16 protein-coding genes and 1 pseudogene are annotated in these 15,127 nt (G+C 60.7%); 7 read left to right on the top strand and 10 right to left on the bottom strand.

Annotated features, from left to right (window positions below):
* The first annotated feature begins 17 nt into the window (after positions 1 to 17).
* The 4 genes from AB6803_RS21910 to AB6803_RS21895 are packed head-to-tail and all read left to right on the top strand — an operon-like array spanning position 18 to position 3,062.
* A complete protein-coding gene (locus AB6803_RS21910; RefSeq protein ID WP_371110871.1) occupies positions 18 to 797 on the top strand; it encodes a phosphate/phosphite/phosphonate ABC transporter substrate-binding protein in 780 nt (259 codons plus the stop codon).
* A gap of 43 nt (positions 798 to 840) precedes the next feature.
* The gene (locus AB6803_RS21905) at positions 841 to 1,473 is read left to right on the top strand and encodes an ABC transporter permease (protein ID WP_371110870.1); all 633 of its coding nucleotides are present in this window, start codon (positions 841 to 843) and stop codon (positions 1,471 to 1,473) included.
* Positions 1,470 to 2,105: an ABC transporter permease gene (locus AB6803_RS21900; protein WP_371110869.1), complete on the top strand. Its 636-nt coding sequence runs from the start codon at positions 1,470 to 1,472 to the stop codon at positions 2,103 to 2,105. The genes AB6803_RS21905 and AB6803_RS21900 overlap by 4 nt, the downstream gene beginning before the upstream one ends.
* A gap of 18 nt (positions 2,106 to 2,123) precedes the next feature.
* Positions 2,124 to 3,062 (top strand): ABC transporter ATP-binding protein, encoded by a 939-nt coding sequence (locus AB6803_RS21895; RefSeq protein ID WP_371110868.1) that lies wholly within the window; start codon positions 2,124 to 2,126, stop codon positions 3,060 to 3,062.
* A 160-nt stretch (positions 3,063 to 3,222) separates the two neighbouring features.
* Here AB6803_RS21895 and AB6803_RS21890 read toward each other — a convergent pair whose 3' ends face one another.
* On the bottom strand, positions 3,223 to 3,414 hold the full coding sequence (locus tag AB6803_RS21890; protein ID WP_371110867.1) for a type II toxin-antitoxin system RelE/ParE family toxin: 192 nt from the start codon (positions 3,412 to 3,414) through the stop codon (positions 3,223 to 3,225).
* Positions 3,407 to 3,667, bottom strand: coding sequence for a type II toxin-antitoxin system ParD family antitoxin (locus AB6803_RS21885; RefSeq protein ID WP_174006681.1), 261 nt, complete (start codon positions 3,665 to 3,667; stop codon positions 3,407 to 3,409). The genes AB6803_RS21890 and AB6803_RS21885 overlap by 8 nt, the downstream gene beginning before the upstream one ends.
* 143 nt (positions 3,668 to 3,810) lie before the next feature.
* Between AB6803_RS21885 and AB6803_RS21880 the strand changes: the two genes are divergently transcribed.
* Positions 3,811 to 4,056 (top strand): type II toxin-antitoxin system VapB family antitoxin, encoded by a 246-nt coding sequence (locus AB6803_RS21880; RefSeq protein WP_371110866.1) that lies wholly within the window; start codon positions 3,811 to 3,813, stop codon positions 4,054 to 4,056.
* Positions 4,056 to 4,460, top strand: coding sequence for a type II toxin-antitoxin system VapC family toxin (locus AB6803_RS21875; protein ID WP_371110865.1), 405 nt, complete (start codon positions 4,056 to 4,058; stop codon positions 4,458 to 4,460). The genes AB6803_RS21880 and AB6803_RS21875 overlap by 1 nt, the downstream gene beginning before the upstream one ends.
* A gap of 139 nt (positions 4,461 to 4,599) precedes the next feature.
* On the opposite strand, the gene AB6803_RS21870 is transcribed toward AB6803_RS21875, so the two are convergent.
* Positions 4,600 to 6,384 carry an APC family permease gene (locus tag AB6803_RS21870; RefSeq protein WP_371110864.1) on the bottom strand — a complete coding sequence of 595 codons (1,785 nt, stop codon included), beginning with the start codon at positions 6,382 to 6,384 and terminating at the stop codon, positions 4,600 to 4,602.
* 245 nt (positions 6,385 to 6,629) lie between these two features.
* Here AB6803_RS21870 and AB6803_RS21865 point away from each other — a divergent pair, with 245 nt between their 5' ends.
* Positions 6,630 to 8,999: a DUF1989 domain-containing protein gene (locus AB6803_RS21865; protein WP_371110863.1), complete on the top strand. Its 2,370-nt coding sequence runs from the start codon at positions 6,630 to 6,632 to the stop codon at positions 8,997 to 8,999.
* A gap of 8 nt (positions 9,000 to 9,007) precedes the next feature.
* On the opposite strand, the gene AB6803_RS21860 is transcribed toward AB6803_RS21865, so the two are convergent.
* The 7 genes and pseudogenes from AB6803_RS21860 to AB6803_RS21830 form a co-directional block, all read right to left on the bottom strand.
* Complete coding sequence (locus AB6803_RS21860) at positions 9,008 to 9,607, bottom strand: PAS domain-containing protein (protein WP_371110862.1); 600 nt, start codon at positions 9,605 to 9,607, stop codon at positions 9,008 to 9,010.
* Positions 9,608 to 9,724: 117 nt separating this feature from the next.
* A complete protein-coding gene (locus tag AB6803_RS21855; protein WP_371110861.1) occupies positions 9,725 to 11,062 on the bottom strand; it encodes an NAD(P)-binding domain-containing protein in 1,338 nt (445 codons plus the stop codon).
* A gap of 65 nt (positions 11,063 to 11,127) precedes the next feature.
* A complete protein-coding gene (locus tag AB6803_RS21850) occupies positions 11,128 to 12,168 on the bottom strand; it encodes a DUF3445 domain-containing protein (protein WP_371110860.1) in 1,041 nt (346 codons plus the stop codon).
* A 29-nt stretch (positions 12,169 to 12,197) separates the two neighbouring features.
* Complete coding sequence (locus AB6803_RS21845) at positions 12,198 to 13,163, bottom strand: 2Fe-2S iron-sulfur cluster-binding protein (RefSeq protein WP_371110859.1); 966 nt, start codon at positions 13,161 to 13,163, stop codon at positions 12,198 to 12,200.
* Complete coding sequence (locus AB6803_RS21840; RefSeq protein ID WP_371110858.1) at positions 13,160 to 13,765, bottom strand: dimethylamine monooxygenase subunit DmmA family protein; 606 nt, start codon at positions 13,763 to 13,765, stop codon at positions 13,160 to 13,162. The genes AB6803_RS21845 and AB6803_RS21840 overlap by 4 nt, the downstream gene beginning before the upstream one ends.
* 12 nt (positions 13,766 to 13,777) lie before the next feature.
* Positions 13,778 to 14,911 carry an aminomethyltransferase family protein gene (locus tag AB6803_RS21835; protein WP_007697319.1) on the bottom strand — a complete coding sequence of 378 codons (1,134 nt, stop codon included), beginning with the start codon at positions 14,909 to 14,911 and terminating at the stop codon, positions 13,778 to 13,780.
* Between the two features lie 114 nt (positions 14,912 to 15,025).
* Positions 15,026 to 15,127: pseudogene (locus AB6803_RS21830) on the bottom strand (bifunctional methylenetetrahydrofolate dehydrogenase/methenyltetrahydrofolate cyclohydrolase); the annotation flags it as partial.

The following is a 15,127-nucleotide window of genomic DNA, read 5'->3' as shown; positions in this document are numbered from 1 at the left end:
CGATAGCCTGCTCGAGAATGTATAATCTCAGCCCGAAGATAACCGGGCTCTGGGACGACTTTTTTACGTGGCTCGGTGCGCAATCCGGCGTCAAGCTTGAGGTGATCCCGCACGCTGCTCCCGCACCTCTTTCCGCGCTCTGGGAGCGGCCGGATATGGGCGTTGTCTTCATGTGCGGTTTCCCCTTCTCGAAGCTTGCCGCCGAACAGCGGCCGATACCGCTCGTGGCACCTATCTCGCTCGCGAACTGGGCTGGCGGGCAGCCGGTCTATGCGAGCCATATCGTCGCCGCCAGAGATACGGCATTCAAAAGTACCGACCTCGCAAAGGCACGATGGGGCTGGACGGTGCGGGACTCGCAGTCCGGCTACAATGCACCGCGAGAATTTGTCTCCACGCAACCCTATGCAAGAGAAGTGCGCAATACGGTCGGCCCGCTTCTCAATCCGCGTGGCGTCGTGGAGGCGATCCGCAGCGGGACGATCGATGTCGGGGCAATCGATGCCTATGCGTATCAACTGCTGGAAATGTACGAGCCGGATATGATCGCGCCACTTCGCATCGTCGCGACGACCGAGCCCGCGCCCTTTCCGCTGTTCGTAGCCTCCCGGCAGTTGCCGTCGGACACGGTTCTGGCACTCAAGCATGCGCTTCTTCACGCGCACCAGAGCGACGAGGGGCAAGCCATCCTCGCTTCGCTGGGTCTCGCCGCTTTCGCGGAGCCGGATATGGCGGCATACGATCGGATGCCGGCAAGAGCGCGGGATACCGACGAAACCCTCGGAGCGTCATGGTGAGACCGCGACAGCCCCGCCATCGCTCCAGCAAGGGAGCCAGCCGATGAAGTGGGTTCCGAAGAATATCGATCGGCTGGCCGAAGCCCTGCTGGAACATCTCTATCTCGTCTTATCGTCCGTCGGAATCGCCCTGATCATCTCGTTGATTGTCGGCATATGGGCGGCACGCAAGCCCCGCACCTTCAGCGCCATCGTCATTGTGACCGGTGTCCTCTTCGCCGTGCCGAGCCTTGCGCTTTTCGCCCTGCTCATTCCGACCCTCGGCATCGGCGCGGCGCCCGCCATCACCGGCCTTGCGGCCTATTCGCTGATGATCCTCATCCGCAACATCGGGCTTGGCTTCCAGGCCATCCCCCGCGACGTGCTGGATGCCGCGCACGGCATGGGATACGGGACCATCAGGCGCATCTGGGAAATTGAGCTGCCGCTCGCCATGCCCTTCATCGTCGGCGGCATCCGCATCGCCATGGTTACGGTGATCGGCATTGCCACCGTTGCAGCCTATATCAATGCCGGCGGTCTCGGCGTGATCATCTTCGAGGGCATCGACCAGCGCTTTCCGGAAAAGATCCTCGCCGGCGGCCTGCTCACCTCGGCGCTGGCGCTTTTCACCGACTATCTCTTCGCGGCGATCGAAAAGATGCTCCGCCGTCGCAGCGGGAGGCAGACAGGATGATCCTGATCGACGCCTTCCACTGGATCGCCAGCAATCCCGGCACCTTCTTCAGCGCCTTCAACCGCCACATGCTGATGTGTGCGATCTCGCTCGGCATCGCACTGGTCATTGCGATCCCGCTCGGCTTCCTCGTCGCCAGAATGCCGCGCGCCGCCTTCGTCGCCGTCAACATAGCCGGTTCGCTGCGCTCCATTCCAAGCCTGGCGATCCTCTCGGCAGCCATGCCCTTCCTCGGCATAGGCCTCCTGCCCTCGGTCATCGCCCTCATCGTGCTGGCGGTGCCGCCGCTCCTGCTCAACACCATCGTCGGCATCCGCGAAATCGACCCTGCCCTTCTCGACGCCGCCAGCGGCATGGGCATGGGACGCCGCGATATCCTCTGGCAGATCGAAGCCCCGCTTTCCGTGCCCTCAATCCTCGCGGGCGTGCGAACGAGTGCCATCCAAGTGATCGGGGGCGCGGCCCTTGCCTCCTTCATCGGCGGCGGCGGGCTCGGTGATTTCATCAATGCCGGCATCGCCATCATGAACATGCCGCGCCTGCTGGTCGGTGCACTTCCCATCGCCCTTCTCGCCATCCTCGCCGAACTCATCTTCGGCTGGCTGGAGCGATTTTTCACTCAAAGACGATGACCGCGGAAGGCCATTGCCATGATACGACTCGACCACGTCACCAAGAACTACGAGGGAAGCGAGCGCCACGCCGTCGACGCCCTTGAGCTTGAGATCGAAACTGGCACGACCGTCGCGCTGATCGGCCCCTCCGGCTGCGGCAAGACGACGACCATGCGGATGATCAACCGGCTGGAAACGCCGACGCGCGGCCGCGTGCTGGTCAATGGGCGTGATGTGGCGGAGACCGATCAGAAGCAGCTTCGCCGCAGCATCGGCTATGTCATCCAGCAGGTGGGGCTTTTCCCGCATATGACGATCGCCCGCAATGTCGCGACCGTGCCGCGCCTGCTCGGCTGGGACAAGGCAAGGACGGACCGCCGCATCGACGAGCTTCTCGACCTGGTCGGCCTCGATCCGGCGATCATGCGCCGCCGCCTGCCGCACGAGCTTTCCGGCGGACAGCGGCAGCGCGTCGGCTTTGCCCGGGCGCTCGCCGCCGATCCCGCCATCATGCTGATGGATGAGCCGTTCGGCGCGATCGACCCCATCACCCGCGTGCGGCTGCAGGACGAGTTCCGGCAGATTCTGAAAAAAGTCAGCAAGACCGTGGTCATCGTCACCCACGATATCGACGAGGCGATCAAGATGGGCGACCGCATCGCCATCATGCGCGACGGCCGCCTGCTGCAATATGATACGCCGGAAGCGATCCTTGCCCGTCCCGCAAACGACTTCGTGGAAAGCTTCCTCGGACCGGACCGGGCAATCAAGCGGCTGAGCCTGATCGAGGTGGCAAGCGTCATGACGCCGCCCGCAACTGAGGTTTCCGCTGTCTCCATCAGCCCCCGCGCCAGTCTTCACGACGCCCTGGCGTTGATCCTTGCCGACGACCTGCAGGGGCTCGACGTCAAGGCGGAGAGCGGTGAGAGGGTCGGGTATCTGTCGCGCGAGGCGGTGCTTTCCGCCCATCGATAGGATGCAATTTTCCGGGCTGCGCAGACTTGCTCTCAGTCCCGATATCAGGCACTAGAGCCTGTCTCAGCGCAACCAGTTTTCAACGTCGCGTGGCCCATAGACGACCGCAACGACAAAGATCCCGTAAGGCATCGGCTCGTAGATGACGACATAACGCCCCTCATGAGGATTCGCGCCGGGGGCTCAATTCCGGCCGAGGAGACCCCATGAGAGGTTGTCCTGCCGCAAGCTCGGCCTTGTCCAAAATCCGCGTGAGAAGAGCATCCGCTGCCCGTTCATTGTCCGGCGCGATTGTACGCCATATCTGGCGCAGATCTTCCTCTGCCTTGGGGCTTAGAATGTATTTAGCCACCGCGACGGATTTCCGCCTTCAACTCCGCCAGAAGGGTTTTGGCATCGACCTCACGGCCTTCGCCACTTGCCATGCCCTCGTCATATGCTCTCTTGAGACGGTTGATTTCCAAGAGACGAATTTCTTCGCGCTGCTCCCATAAACGCAGGGCATCTCGAACCACCTCGCTATTGGAGGCATAGGCTCCGGATTCAACAGCGCCGTGCAGACGCGCCACCTGCTGAGGCGAAAGGGATATGGTAAGGGTTTTCATGGGCTCGGTTTTCATCAGCTATTTATAGCAGCCCTAACAAGAACTAACAATATGGCATAAGGGGCAGTAGTTGGCACGCGCTCTTGGAATCAGCACGCACGTGATCTACATTAAAATCAAAATCCATCTACATGGAGGTGGTCATGGCCATCAATGTCAACAATCGTGAAGCGGATGCGCTGACACGCAAATTCGCGCATATGGCCGGCGTCAGTATCTCCGATGCCATTGTCATTGCCATGAAGGAAGCCATCGCAAAGCGCAGCAATGCAGAGACGCCGCGCCAAACGGCGATGCGGCTCCGCGAAAAGCACGGGATTGCCCTCCACAATCAGGCCCAGAAACCGCTTCCGCGTGAAGTATTCGATGCCATGTGGGATGAAAGCTAGTGTTCGTCGATGCCTGCGCCATCATCGCCCTTCTCTCCGACGAGCCGGAGGCGGAGAGAGTTTCGAAGGCGATCGCATCGGCGAAAAGCCCGATGACCTCGCCGGTCGCTGTTCTGGAAGCAGCACTCGGCCTTGCCCGTCCGGACAAATTCGATCTTTCGGTGGAAGCGGTCGAGGCTCTGCTTCTGGAATTCATCGACGAGCGCGGCATTGAAATCCGCGATCTGCCGCCGGCACGGGAAACGACCCGTCTCGCCCTTTCGGCCGCACACCGCTATCGCTCGGGACGTCATGGGCTCAATCTCGGCGATTGCCTGCATTATGCCTGCGCCAAATATTATGGCGTTCCGATCCTCGCAACGGCGGATGAATTCCGACAAACCGACGTGGAAACCGTCCCCTGACGGGAACCATGCTCAGCACCCATCATGATTAGAATTCCGTTCTGCGCAGCTCACGATGGAGCCGGCCGGAAAGAGTAAAAGGAAAATCCCCGCTGCGATTCACCGCAACGGGGATCGACATTATTTCATCAATCCTTCCCTACGCCGGCAGCTGGAAGAACCAGTTGGCGAACAGCACGATGGCAAGGCCGCCGGCGATTGCCAGATAGGGCAGAATGCCTGCCTTCTTGACGCCGAGATCCTGGCCGACCAGGCCGAGATCGTCCATGGCGCCTGCCGGGAACTTGCCGCCGTCGCGCACATAATGCCGATAGGCGAAAACCGGCAGGATCAGGGCCGCAAAGGCGAAACCAACCCAAAGCGCGTTGGCGTAGCCCCAGACCTTGGCGCCGGCGCCGAGGAAGAGGGCATTGACGAAGGCGAGGATGGTGTTGAGGCCGATCAGCCAGGTCGGCGCCTTCCACGGACGCTCGATATGGCCGGAGTCCATGCGGTGGATCCAGCCGGAGTTGAGGTTCAGGAAGTTGAAGATGATGTAGCCGACATTGGAGACGGCCAGCACGAAGAAGTAGCCGCTTGCATCGGATGCGATCGCCAGAAGGCAGAGATTGAAGGCGAAGTCCGTCCACATTGCCCTAGTTGGCGCGCCGTTCTCGTTCACATGGTCGAGATATTTCGGCAGCCAACCGTCCTTCGAGCCCTGGTAGAGCGTGCGCGAAGAACCGGCCATCGCCGTCATGATGGCGAGGAAGAGCGCCAGGATCATCAGGATGACGAGAAGCTGGGTGACGATACGGCCGGCGCCGATCAGGCCGCCGAGCGCTTCCGCGACACCGGTGCCGTCGACGATGCCGGGCGCCAGCATGCCGGCATGGCCAAGCACGCCTTGGAAGGCGAAGGGCACGAGGAAGAAGAACAGGCAGCAGACAAGGCCGGAATAGAAAATCGCCTTGAAGGTGTCGGTCTTCGGGTTCTTGAGCTCGCGCGTGTAGCAAACGGCGGTTTCGAAGCCGTAGGTCGACCATGCCGCAATATAGAGGCCGCCAAGGAAGAGCGTCCAGCCCCCATTGCTCCAGGTGCCGTCTGAGCCGGCATAGGCGGCTGTCGGCGGCACGAGGCCGGTGACGTTGGAGGCGAGGATCTGGCCGCTGACAATCGGATAGAGGCCGATGATCAGCAGCGGCACCAGAACGATGATCGCCAGCCATTTCTGGACACTCGCCGTTTCCGAGATGCCGCGATGCTGGATCGCGAAGATGATCAGCATCAGGATGCCGCCAATGAAGAAGGTGGCATTGACGTTGGCAGTCGCAAGGAAGGGAATGTTGAAGCTGACGAGCGACCAGCTGCGGATCGCTGGCGTCAGCGCGGCAACGCCGTCGGCGCTCAACAGCGCGGTAACGGCATCCGCCGGCGCCGTGCCGGCATGGGCGGCGATGTATTCGGCAACGCGGGGGCTATCGGCCGCGATGGATGTGGCGTGCGCGCTGATCCAGGCGACCACAGCCTGCGAATCCGCCGCCGGGATCGGGTAAAAGGCGTTGAGAATATAGCCGGCCGCGATGGCGCAGCCGAGCGAAAGCACCGGCGACCAGGCAAACCAGTTGCACCAGACGGAGAGCGGCGCGATGAACTTCGAATAACGCAGCCATGCGGTGGCGCCATAGACCGAGGCGCCGCCGGATTTGTTGCCGAACATGCCGGCGATTTCCGCGTAGGTGAAGGATTGCAGGAACCCCATGACCATCGAAATGATCCAGACGGCGAAGGCAAGCTTGCCCGTCGTGCCGGCAATACCGCCGATGGAGAAAAGAACAAGCGGCGGCACGCCCGCAGCCACCCAGAACGCGCCCTTCCAGTCGAGCGCGCGTATAAGCTTACCTTCGGTGCCAGCAGGAGCGCTGGCGTCCACAATATCCGTCATCGGTGCAGTTCCCCATTTATTGTTCCGGACGTATCTGTCGTACGTCTCCCTGAACGTGCCTCCCATGGCATTTCGGGCCCGTCGGTGGTTTTGAAGATCCGTGTTTCCTGCACGGATTTCCGAGTCTCGGCCCTTTATAGATAGTGAAGATATTTTCTTTTTAGTCAATATCCCTTTACTTTCGGAAGGCATTTTGTCAGCATGACTCGAGTGCCGGGAGGCACATCACTCCCCGAGAGGGTTGCATGCGAGATCTTCATCCGACGACTGCCGGAGTGCGGCCCGTTTCGGCCAGCATCATTCACTATCCCGGCATTCCGGCGTTGCCGCCGAACACCGAGCGTTACCGTTGCAAGGGCGGCGGATCGCTGGTCCTGCGTGTCGAACCGGGCGACCATGTCACGGTGACCGACAGCGAGGGCGGCCAGGCCTGCGAGCTGTCCTTCCTTGACGAGAAGGGCCGATTTCAAGCGGCCGGCCTCGGCACGGCCTTCACCGGTCAGGCCGATGGCCTCAAATCCATTTTGTCCTCCGAGGAGGGAAGTGCCCAGCGCACGCGCGCCGCCTTACAGCGGCGTGGTGCCGATCTCGCCAAGGCCGGCGCTGTTAACCTCTTCGGAGCAGCATCGACGCCCGGCAGCACGGCTGAGTTCACCATCACGCTGAAAGGCCTGCTGATTGTCGCCGCTCCGGGCGACCCAATGTCGCCGGAGGCGCAGGAGACTGTAACGCCGATCGAGGTCAAGATCCGGCGCAGCCAACTCATTCGTGACTATGCCTCCGCATTGCCGGAGCCGCTGGCCGACCCGATCGAGGATATCCGGATCAGGGCGGCGACGGCGTCTGCCTATTTCGTCCGCGCCGGCGAGTTCATCCAGATCATCGACGTCTATGGCCGACAATGCACCGACTTCCAGGCCTTTGCCGCCCGCAAGGTGGACAAGGGGCTCGATCTCGCGCTTGATTCCACCGTCACCCGCACCCTGCTCGGCCGCAGCTATCCCGCCCCCGGCCTGCCCTCGAAAGCCTTTGACCGCGATTTCGAGCCGCTGGTGGAGGTCGTGCAGGACACGGTCGGCCGCCACGATGCCTTCGCGACGGCCTGCAATTCACGCTACTACGACGACATGGGCTATCCCGGTCATGTGAATTGCACCGACAACTTCAACGCGGCGCTCGCGCCCTACGGCATTGCCGGCCGCAAGGGCTGGGAAGCGCTCAACTATTTCTACAACACCAATATCGACCACAATAATCAGCTCTATCTCGACGAACCCTGGTCGCGGCCGGGCGACTATGTGCTGATGCGGGCGCTGACCGATCTCGTCTGTGTCTCCTCCTCCTGCCCCGACGACATCGACGCGGCGAACGGCTGGGATCCGACGGATATCCACGTCCGCACCTTTTCCGAAAAAGAGAAATTCACACGAGCGGTAGCCTATCGCATGACCCCTGACGCCGACGCCGAACTGACGCGCGAAACCGCGTTCCACCCCCGCCTCTCCGCCCTCACGCGGGACTACACCGAATATCGCGGCTTTTGGCTGCCGAACCGGTTTTCTTCCGAAGGGTCGGTCGAGGAATATTGGGCCTGCCGCGAACGAGCCGTCATCATCGATCTCTCGCCGCTGCGCAAATTCGAAGTGACCGGACCGGACGCGGAGGAGCTGCTGCAATATTGCCTGACGCGCGACGTCCGCAAGCTGTCGACCGGCCAGGTCGTCTATTCCGCCATGTGCTATGAAAACGGTGGGATGATCGACGACGGCACGCTTTTCCGCCTCGCCGACAAGAATTTCCGCTGGATCGGCGGAGATGACTATAGCGGCATATGGCTGCGCGAGCAGGCGGAGAAGAAGGGCTTCAAGGCATGGGTCCGCTCATCGACCGACCAGATGCACAATATCGCTCTCCAAGGTCCGAAAAGCCGCGATATCCTGAAGGAGATCATCTGGACCGCGCCGCGCCAGCCAACGATCGGCGAACTCGAATGGTTCCGCTTCGCCGTCGGTCGCATCGGTGGTTTCGAAGGTGCGCCAGTCGTCGTCTCGCGCACCGGCTATACCGGCGAGCTAGGCTACGAGATCTTCTGTCATCCGAAGGACGCGCTTACCGTCTTCGATGCCGTCTGGAAGGCCGGCGAACCCTATGGCCTGAAGCCGATGGGGCTCGAAGCGCTGGACATGGTCCGCATCGAGGCGGGCCTGATCTTCGCCCATCATGAATTCACCGACCAGACCGATCCTTTCGAGGCCGGTATCGGCTTCACCGTGCCGCTAAAATCCAAGCAGGATGATTTTATCGGTCGCGAGGCGCTGCTCCGCCGCAAGGAAAACCCGCGTCATCTGATGGTCGGCCTCGACGTTCAGGCCAATGAAGCGGTCGGCCATGGCGACTGCATCCATATCGGCCGCGCGCAGGTCGGCGTCATCACCAGCGCCATGCGCTCGCCGATCCTCGGTAAGACAATCGCGCTCGCCCGTATCGACGTTCAGCATGCGGGTGTCGGCACTCAGGTCGAGATCGGCAAGCTCGACGGCCATCAGAAGCGTCTGCCGGCCACCGTCGTGCCGCTATCGCATTACGACCCGCAGAAGACGCGGCCGCGTTCGTAATCTATTACTTATTCTGCCTTACGCTGGGCATTCGAGATCGCGCGCGCCGCCTCTTCCGAGGAATTGGCGAGTGTGCGCATTTCCGCCGCCAGCACCGCAAAACCGGACCCCGCCGTTCCCGCTCTCGCGGCCTCGATGCCGGCATTGACCGCGAGCAGTTTCAGGTAGCGCAGTGACTGCAATATCTCGCCGGTCTTGGAGGCCGTCACCCGCATGTCGGCGGTCTGCTCGTCGATGCGCTGATAGAGCGACTCGATATTGATGATGCTGCCTTCGAGATAAAGCAGCTCTCCGGTCTCGTCCCACACGCCGCCGCCGGTCTCCGTCACCCAGATGAAATGGCCCTCGTGGTGGCGAATTCGGTATTCCATCGTCCAGTCGGTGTGGCTTTCCAGCGCCCTGCCGACAACCTCATCCATGAGCGGCACGTCGTCTTCGCACATGATGGAGGTGAATGTTCGTGTCCGATTACCGATGATCTCATCTGCTGGATAGCCGAAGACACGCTCGATGCCATCAGTCATCTCCAGCATCGTATAATTTTCATCCGCGCGGCAGCGATAGAGAAAGCCGTTCATGCGGCCAAGAATGCTTGTTTGGAAATCCATGACGACCATGCCCGAAGAAAAAGGAGTTGCGGATCAAATTGCTTCGTCTCATCTCAAACACGCCGGCAAGGGCCGCGATGAGCGACCCTTGCCGGTTACGCAACGCTTGGGAAGGCATCAATTCCGCAAATATTCCTCCATGGAATCGTCAAGCGCCTCGACCCAGGGCGTGTGATGCGTCGGCGACATGTTGCCGGTCATCAGCGAGCGATAGGCATGGTCGCGGAAGCCCATAACGTTTTCCGCCTTGTGGTGCTCCCATTCCATGAAGGTCTTGTTCGTGCCCTCGATATCGAAGCTCGGATAGTCGGTCTCGGCAAGCAACTCCTTCACATAGTCGCCCTGATACCAGATCATCTGCTCGGCATCTTCGAGCGTCTCCTCACGGGCACGCCACATGTCGAAATTCGCCTTCAGCTCCTCTTCCGAGGGCAGCTTGATGCGGCCCATCATCACGTCGCGCGCCCACCAGGCCTGCACGTCGAACATGTTGAAGGTATAGAACTGGTCCTGCATGCCGATGTAGAAGAGCTGCGGGTTCTTGTCGAAGATCACGCCCTTGTACAAGTGATCGGCCCACAGACGGTTGGCGGTCTTCAGGCGCAGTTCGTCGGGCAGGAAGGGGAAATGGTGCTGATATCCGGTGCACAGGATCAGCGCATCCACTTCCTTTTTCGAGCCGTCTAGGAAGTGCGCCGTCTTGTTTTCAAGCTTGGTCAGCAGCGGCCGCTCTTCGAAATTCTCCGGCCATTTGAAACCCATTGGCTTCGAGCGGTAGCTCGTCGTCACTGATTTCGCGCCGTATTTCCAGCATTGCGAACCAATATCCTCAGCCGAATAGCTGCGGCCAACGATCAGCACATTCTTGTCCTTGAATTCCAGCGCATCGCGGAAGTCATGGGCATGCAGCACACGGCCGTTGAAAGTCTTCACGCCCTCGAAATAGGGCACGTTCGGCGTCGAGAAGTGACCGTTGGCGACGACGACATAGTCGAATTCCTCGTCGTACATCCGGTCCTCGACGCGATCATGCGCCGTCACCGTGAACTTCTTCGTCTCCTCGTCGAAACGCACCATGCGAACCGGCGTGCTGAAGCGCACCCATTTGCGGACATCGGCCTTCTCGACGCGGCCCTTAATATAGTCCCAGAGAACGGCGCGCGGCGGATAGGAGGCGATCGGCTTGCCGAAATGCTCCTCAAACGTATAGTCGGCAAATTCCAGGCATTCTTTCGGGCCGTTCGACCAGAGGTAGCGATACATGCTGCCGTGAACCGGCTCGCCATATTCGTCGAGGCCGGTGCGCCAGGTGTAGTTCCAAAGCCCGCCCCAGTCGGACTGTTTCTCGTAGCAGACGACCTCCGGGATCTCGGCGCCCTTCTGGGCCGCCGATTGGAAGGCCCGCAACTGGGCCAAGCCGGAAGGACCGGCGCCGATGACGGCAACTCTTGTCATGAAGCATTCCCCTTTCGATTGTATCGAACTTTTATCGTATGCGGTCGTTTGGCGCGTCGTTGGCGTCAATCCGGGAAGGTGCCGGGGCTGGTCGGCGCGCCGTCATCATATGTGGAAAGCCAGTCGATCGTCATTTCGCGGAACCGCGTCAGGCCCTTGTAGTCGATAAGTTCCGGCGGCAGCGTGCGCAGCACGCGCGGGAAGCGACGCGCCCATTTCGGCACGGTCACAAGCTCGTCCATGTTCATCAGATAGCAGCGAATGACGAAGAGGATGGCGTTCGAGCGCGGCAGGCGCCAGAGGCTCTGCAGCTCGACACGCAAATGCACCTTCTCGCCGATATTCTGCGGCGTCACCGTCAAGCGATCCGGACCCCATTTCGGATAGTTCTCCGGGCTGGTGTCGAGACGCGGATTGATCGTCATCGTCCAGTTGAAACGACGCGTCGGCTTGCCCTGCTGCAGGTTCAACAGGAATTTCAGCGCGCGGTCGAAGACGCCGATCTGGTGAGCGAGCGGCACGGGACCATGCCATTCCATGAAATTCATGCCGATATCGAAATCGAGCGACCAGTCGGCCTGGGTCGTCACCATGCCGGCGTCCATCCAGAGATTGTTGTCGCGCTGGTCGACGATGCAGAAATCGCCCTGGGCCTGTCGAGTGATGTATTCGAAGGGCTCATAGGGCAGCGTCGATGCGTCACCGAAGGTGAACGTGTCGTCGATGCCGAGCGGTCGGTTGATCCAGCGCCATTGATCGCCGTTCTTGATCAGCGTGAAATGCTCGGGGTAGCCGGCGGCCTGCTCCTCCATCAGCAGTTCCAGCGTATCCCATTGCGCCGACATCATGTGCGGCAGCGCCTGATAGCGCAGCGGATCCTCTTTCAGCACCAGTGCCCGGTCGCGCATCTCGGCGACGTAATGCTCATCGACGTCGATCAGGCTTTCATAGACCGTGCCCGCCTGCCCCTTCATATGCGGTTCCATGTTGACGGAATACATGTACTCGTCGCGGTCGAAGGGGAACGGAAAGCGCCGGATGTTTTCCGGACTGTTGCGATAGCTGAAATCGTCCCGGAACGTTTCCTGCTTGAAGGCGATTGCCATGTCCGTTCTCCTGGGTATCGGTTCGGTGCCTAGAGGTCGAGATGCAGCGTGTTTCCCTCGAAGCGGGAGACACAGATCATCACCTTGCGGCCAGAGGCCTTTTCTTCGTCAGTCAGATAGACGTCATGATGCAGAAGCTTGCCCTCGCAGGCTGCAACCGCCGTCTCGCATTGGCCGCAGGCGCCGCCACGACAGAGGAAGGGCGCATCGACACCGGCTGCCTCGATCGCCTCCAGCATGCTCTCATGATGGCCGACATGCACTGTCTTGGCGGAGCGCATCAGCTCAATCGAGAAGGGCTTGCCGGGTTGCGATGAGAGGAAGCGCTCGGAATGCAGGTTCTGTTCCGGCCAGCCGGCCTCAAGCCCTGTTTTCAGCACGCCGTCGATCATGCCCGAGGGGCCGCAAACATAGAGGTGCGTGCCGAGCGGCTGGCTTTCGAGCAGGCGGGCGAGCGGAATGTAGTTCTTTTCCGCATCGCAATAGATCTTCACCCGATGCGGACCGTAGCGCGCGACGAGATCCTGGCAATAGGCGCCGCGATCGAGCGAGCGCACGGCATAATGCAGCTCGAAATTGGCGCCCTCACGGGAAAACTGCTCCATCATGGCGATAAAGGGCGTGATGCCGATGCCACCGGCGATCAGCAAATGCTTGCGGCCGCGCCAGTCCGGCTGGAAGAGATTGACCGGATAGCTGACCTTCAGCTCGTCACCTTCGCTGACCTTCTCATGCATGAAGGTGGAACCACCACGCGAATCCTCGACATGCAGCACGCTGACCTCATAGCCCGAGCAATCATGCGGCGGCGACATCAGCGAATAGGCGTTGCGTCTGATATGACCATCATCATTCATCGAGACGATGACATGAGCGCCGCCGGAGAAATAAGGCATGGGCTTGCCGTCAAGGCGTTCGAAACGGAAGCGCTTGATGCGGTGGGCGATCGGCGTCACCTTGGCCACACGGACGGGAATTTCAGTACCACCGCTCACAGGAACAACTCCTCTGGATCAGGCGCGCTACCGGGCTCTTCCGCATCGATATTGACGCCCTGGAAAGCGCCGAGGCGACGCGAATAATGATCGCGCACCAAGAGCGGAAGTCCGCAATGGCCGCAGGCAAAGGGACTGTGGGTGACATCCTCGGTGATACCCTTGCAATGGACGCATTGCACGCGGCGCGCCAGCGAACCACGATGCTCCGTGATAACAGAGGCATGGTCCATGCCGTAGTCGAGCGCCACCATCATCGCTTGACCAATGAAGCCCTCCGTGCCGGCGATATAAAGCCGCGTGCCCATATGGGCTGTCGCAAGCGACCCTTTCAGACGAAAGAGCAGTGTCGCGATCGTCGGCGCTGTAAAGAACATATCGGCGCCGAGCCGGCGCAAGGTCTCGTCGTGACCCTTGCCCTGCGAACCGCGGGCGACATAAAGGATCTCGCTACGCGACAGGACGGTATCGTCAAGTGAGGACTTCTGGTCAAGGAGGGCATTTGCCCCCTCGCCTTCAAGCGCAAAAATGTGTCGCCGGGCGTGCGGCTGGATGGAGAGGCCCTTATAGACCGGTCGGCTCTTGATGCCTTCGACGAGCATAGGCGCGCCTCCTCAACCCACGGCCGTCCTCTTCTTCTTTTCCGGATCATCGAAGGGCAGCGTGTGGGCAATTGCGCTCGCCTTCAAGCTCTTGCCGCGCACCTCGAGCTTCGTGCCCTGAACCGCCTTGTCGACATCGAGGCGGGCGATCGCCATGGATTTCTTCGTCAGCGCCGAATAGCACGGGCAGGTGATGACGCCGACTTTCTTGCCATCGGCAAAGACCTCGTCGCCGAGATCGGCGGGACCGTCGGCATCGATCAGCATGCCGAAAATCTTGAAGCGTTCCTTGCCTTTGAGGCGAGCATGTTCCTCGGCACCCCGGAATCCGGTCTTGCCGGGGCTGACGGTGAAATCGAGCCCGAGCTCCCAGAGGCTGTCGCCGGGCGGCTGGTCGGCGAAGGGATACATCTGCGAATTGTCGTAGGGATAGAAGAGCAGGTAGCTTTCAACGCGCAGCATGTCGAGGACGCTGAAGCAGCAGGGGATGATCCCCATCTCCTTGCCTTCCGCGACGATGCGGTCCCAGACCATCGGTGCGTCCTGGCCGCGCACGAAGATCTCGTAGCCGCGCTCGCCGGTATAGCCGGTGCGCGAGATCATCACCGGCGCGCCGAACAGCGTCGTCTGCATGTGGTGGAAATATTTGAGGTCGCGGATGCCGGGCACATATTTGGCGAGATAATCGACCGCGACCGGTCCCTGCAGCGACAGATCGTGCAGATCGTCGTCGAAGAGGACGGCGCAGTTGCGGCCCGCTGCCTGCTTGACCAATTCTTCGTGGCCGGAGCCAGAGCCGTGAACCAGCATCCAGGAGTTCGGGCCGGTGCGGTAGACGATGCAGTCATCGGTGAAATAGCCGCGATCGTTCAGCATGGCCGCATAGACCGAGCGGCCGGGATAGATCTTCGACATGTCGCGGGTAGTGATAGAGTCGAGGACGGCGATCGCATGCGGGCCGACCAGATGCACCTTCTTCAGACCGGAAACATCCATGATGCCAGCCTTGGTGCGGATCGCGACATGCTCTTCCGACATGTCCTTCTCATAGGTCCAGGCGGTTCCCATGCCGCTCCAGTCCTCGAGTTTCGATCCCAGGGCGCGATGCCGGTCCGCCAAGGCGGAGAAACGCCATGATAATGCCATTTCCGTTCCCTCATTTTCTTCTATGGAATATTTATTTCCTGACTATATTCGTCTTTCGCGCCGTGGCAAGCCGATCCTCAAGTTTTTTGTCGGCCTATCTGGCAACATTCGCAGTCAGAACTTCGGTACTAGTTTTCCAGCAGCCCGATGAGCGGCAATGACGGTATTGGCCATCAGCATGGCGATGGTCATCGGCCCGACACCACCGGGAACCGG

It is taken from the genome of Rhizobium sp. RCC_161_2, from assembly GCF_041355235.1.
In the GTDB taxonomy this organism is placed as follows: domain Bacteria; phylum Pseudomonadota; class Alphaproteobacteria; order Rhizobiales; family Rhizobiaceae; genus Rhizobium.
Note: the sequence above shows the minus strand (reverse complement) of the source record. Positions and strands in the feature narration are given on the sequence as shown.

Excerpts from the sequence above, each read along its gene's own strand:
- AB6803_RS21840 (WP_371110858.1), bottom strand. The coding sequence starts at position 13,765 with ATGCTCGTCGAAGGCATCAAGAGCCGACCGGTCTATAAGGGCCTCTCC.
- AB6803_RS21905 (WP_371110870.1), top strand. The coding sequence starts at position 841 with ATGAAGTGGGTTCCGAAGAATATCGATCGGCTGGCCGAAGCCCTGCTG.
- AB6803_RS21835 (WP_007697319.1), bottom strand. The coding sequence starts at position 14,911 with ATGGCATTATCATGGCGTTTCTCCGCCTTGGCGGACCGGCATCGCGCC.
- AB6803_RS21900 (WP_371110869.1), top strand. The coding sequence starts at position 1,470 with ATGATCCTGATCGACGCCTTCCACTGGATCGCCAGCAATCCCGGCACC.
- AB6803_RS21880 (WP_371110866.1), top strand. The coding sequence starts at position 3,811 with ATGGCCATCAATGTCAACAATCGTGAAGCGGATGCGCTGACACGCAAA.
- AB6803_RS21870 (WP_371110864.1), bottom strand. The coding sequence starts at position 6,384 with ATGACGGATATTGTGGACGCCAGCGCTCCTGCTGGCACCGAAGGTAAG.
- AB6803_RS21895 (WP_371110868.1), top strand. The coding sequence starts at position 2,124 with ATGATACGACTCGACCACGTCACCAAGAACTACGAGGGAAGCGAGCGC.
- AB6803_RS21910 (WP_371110871.1), top strand. The coding sequence starts at position 18 with ATGTATAATCTCAGCCCGAAGATAACCGGGCTCTGGGACGACTTTTTT.
- AB6803_RS21865 (WP_371110863.1), top strand. The coding sequence starts at position 6,630 with ATGCGAGATCTTCATCCGACGACTGCCGGAGTGCGGCCCGTTTCGGCC.
- AB6803_RS21885 (WP_174006681.1), bottom strand. The coding sequence starts at position 3,667 with ATGAAAACCCTTACCATATCCCTTTCGCCTCAGCAGGTGGCGCGTCTG.
- AB6803_RS21860 (WP_371110862.1), bottom strand. The coding sequence starts at position 9,607 with ATGGATTTCCAAACAAGCATTCTTGGCCGCATGAACGGCTTTCTCTAT.
- AB6803_RS21850 (WP_371110860.1), bottom strand. The coding sequence starts at position 12,168 with ATGGCAATCGCCTTCAAGCAGGAAACGTTCCGGGACGATTTCAGCTAT.
- AB6803_RS21855 (WP_371110861.1), bottom strand. The coding sequence starts at position 11,062 with ATGACAAGAGTTGCCGTCATCGGCGCCGGTCCTTCCGGCTTGGCCCAG.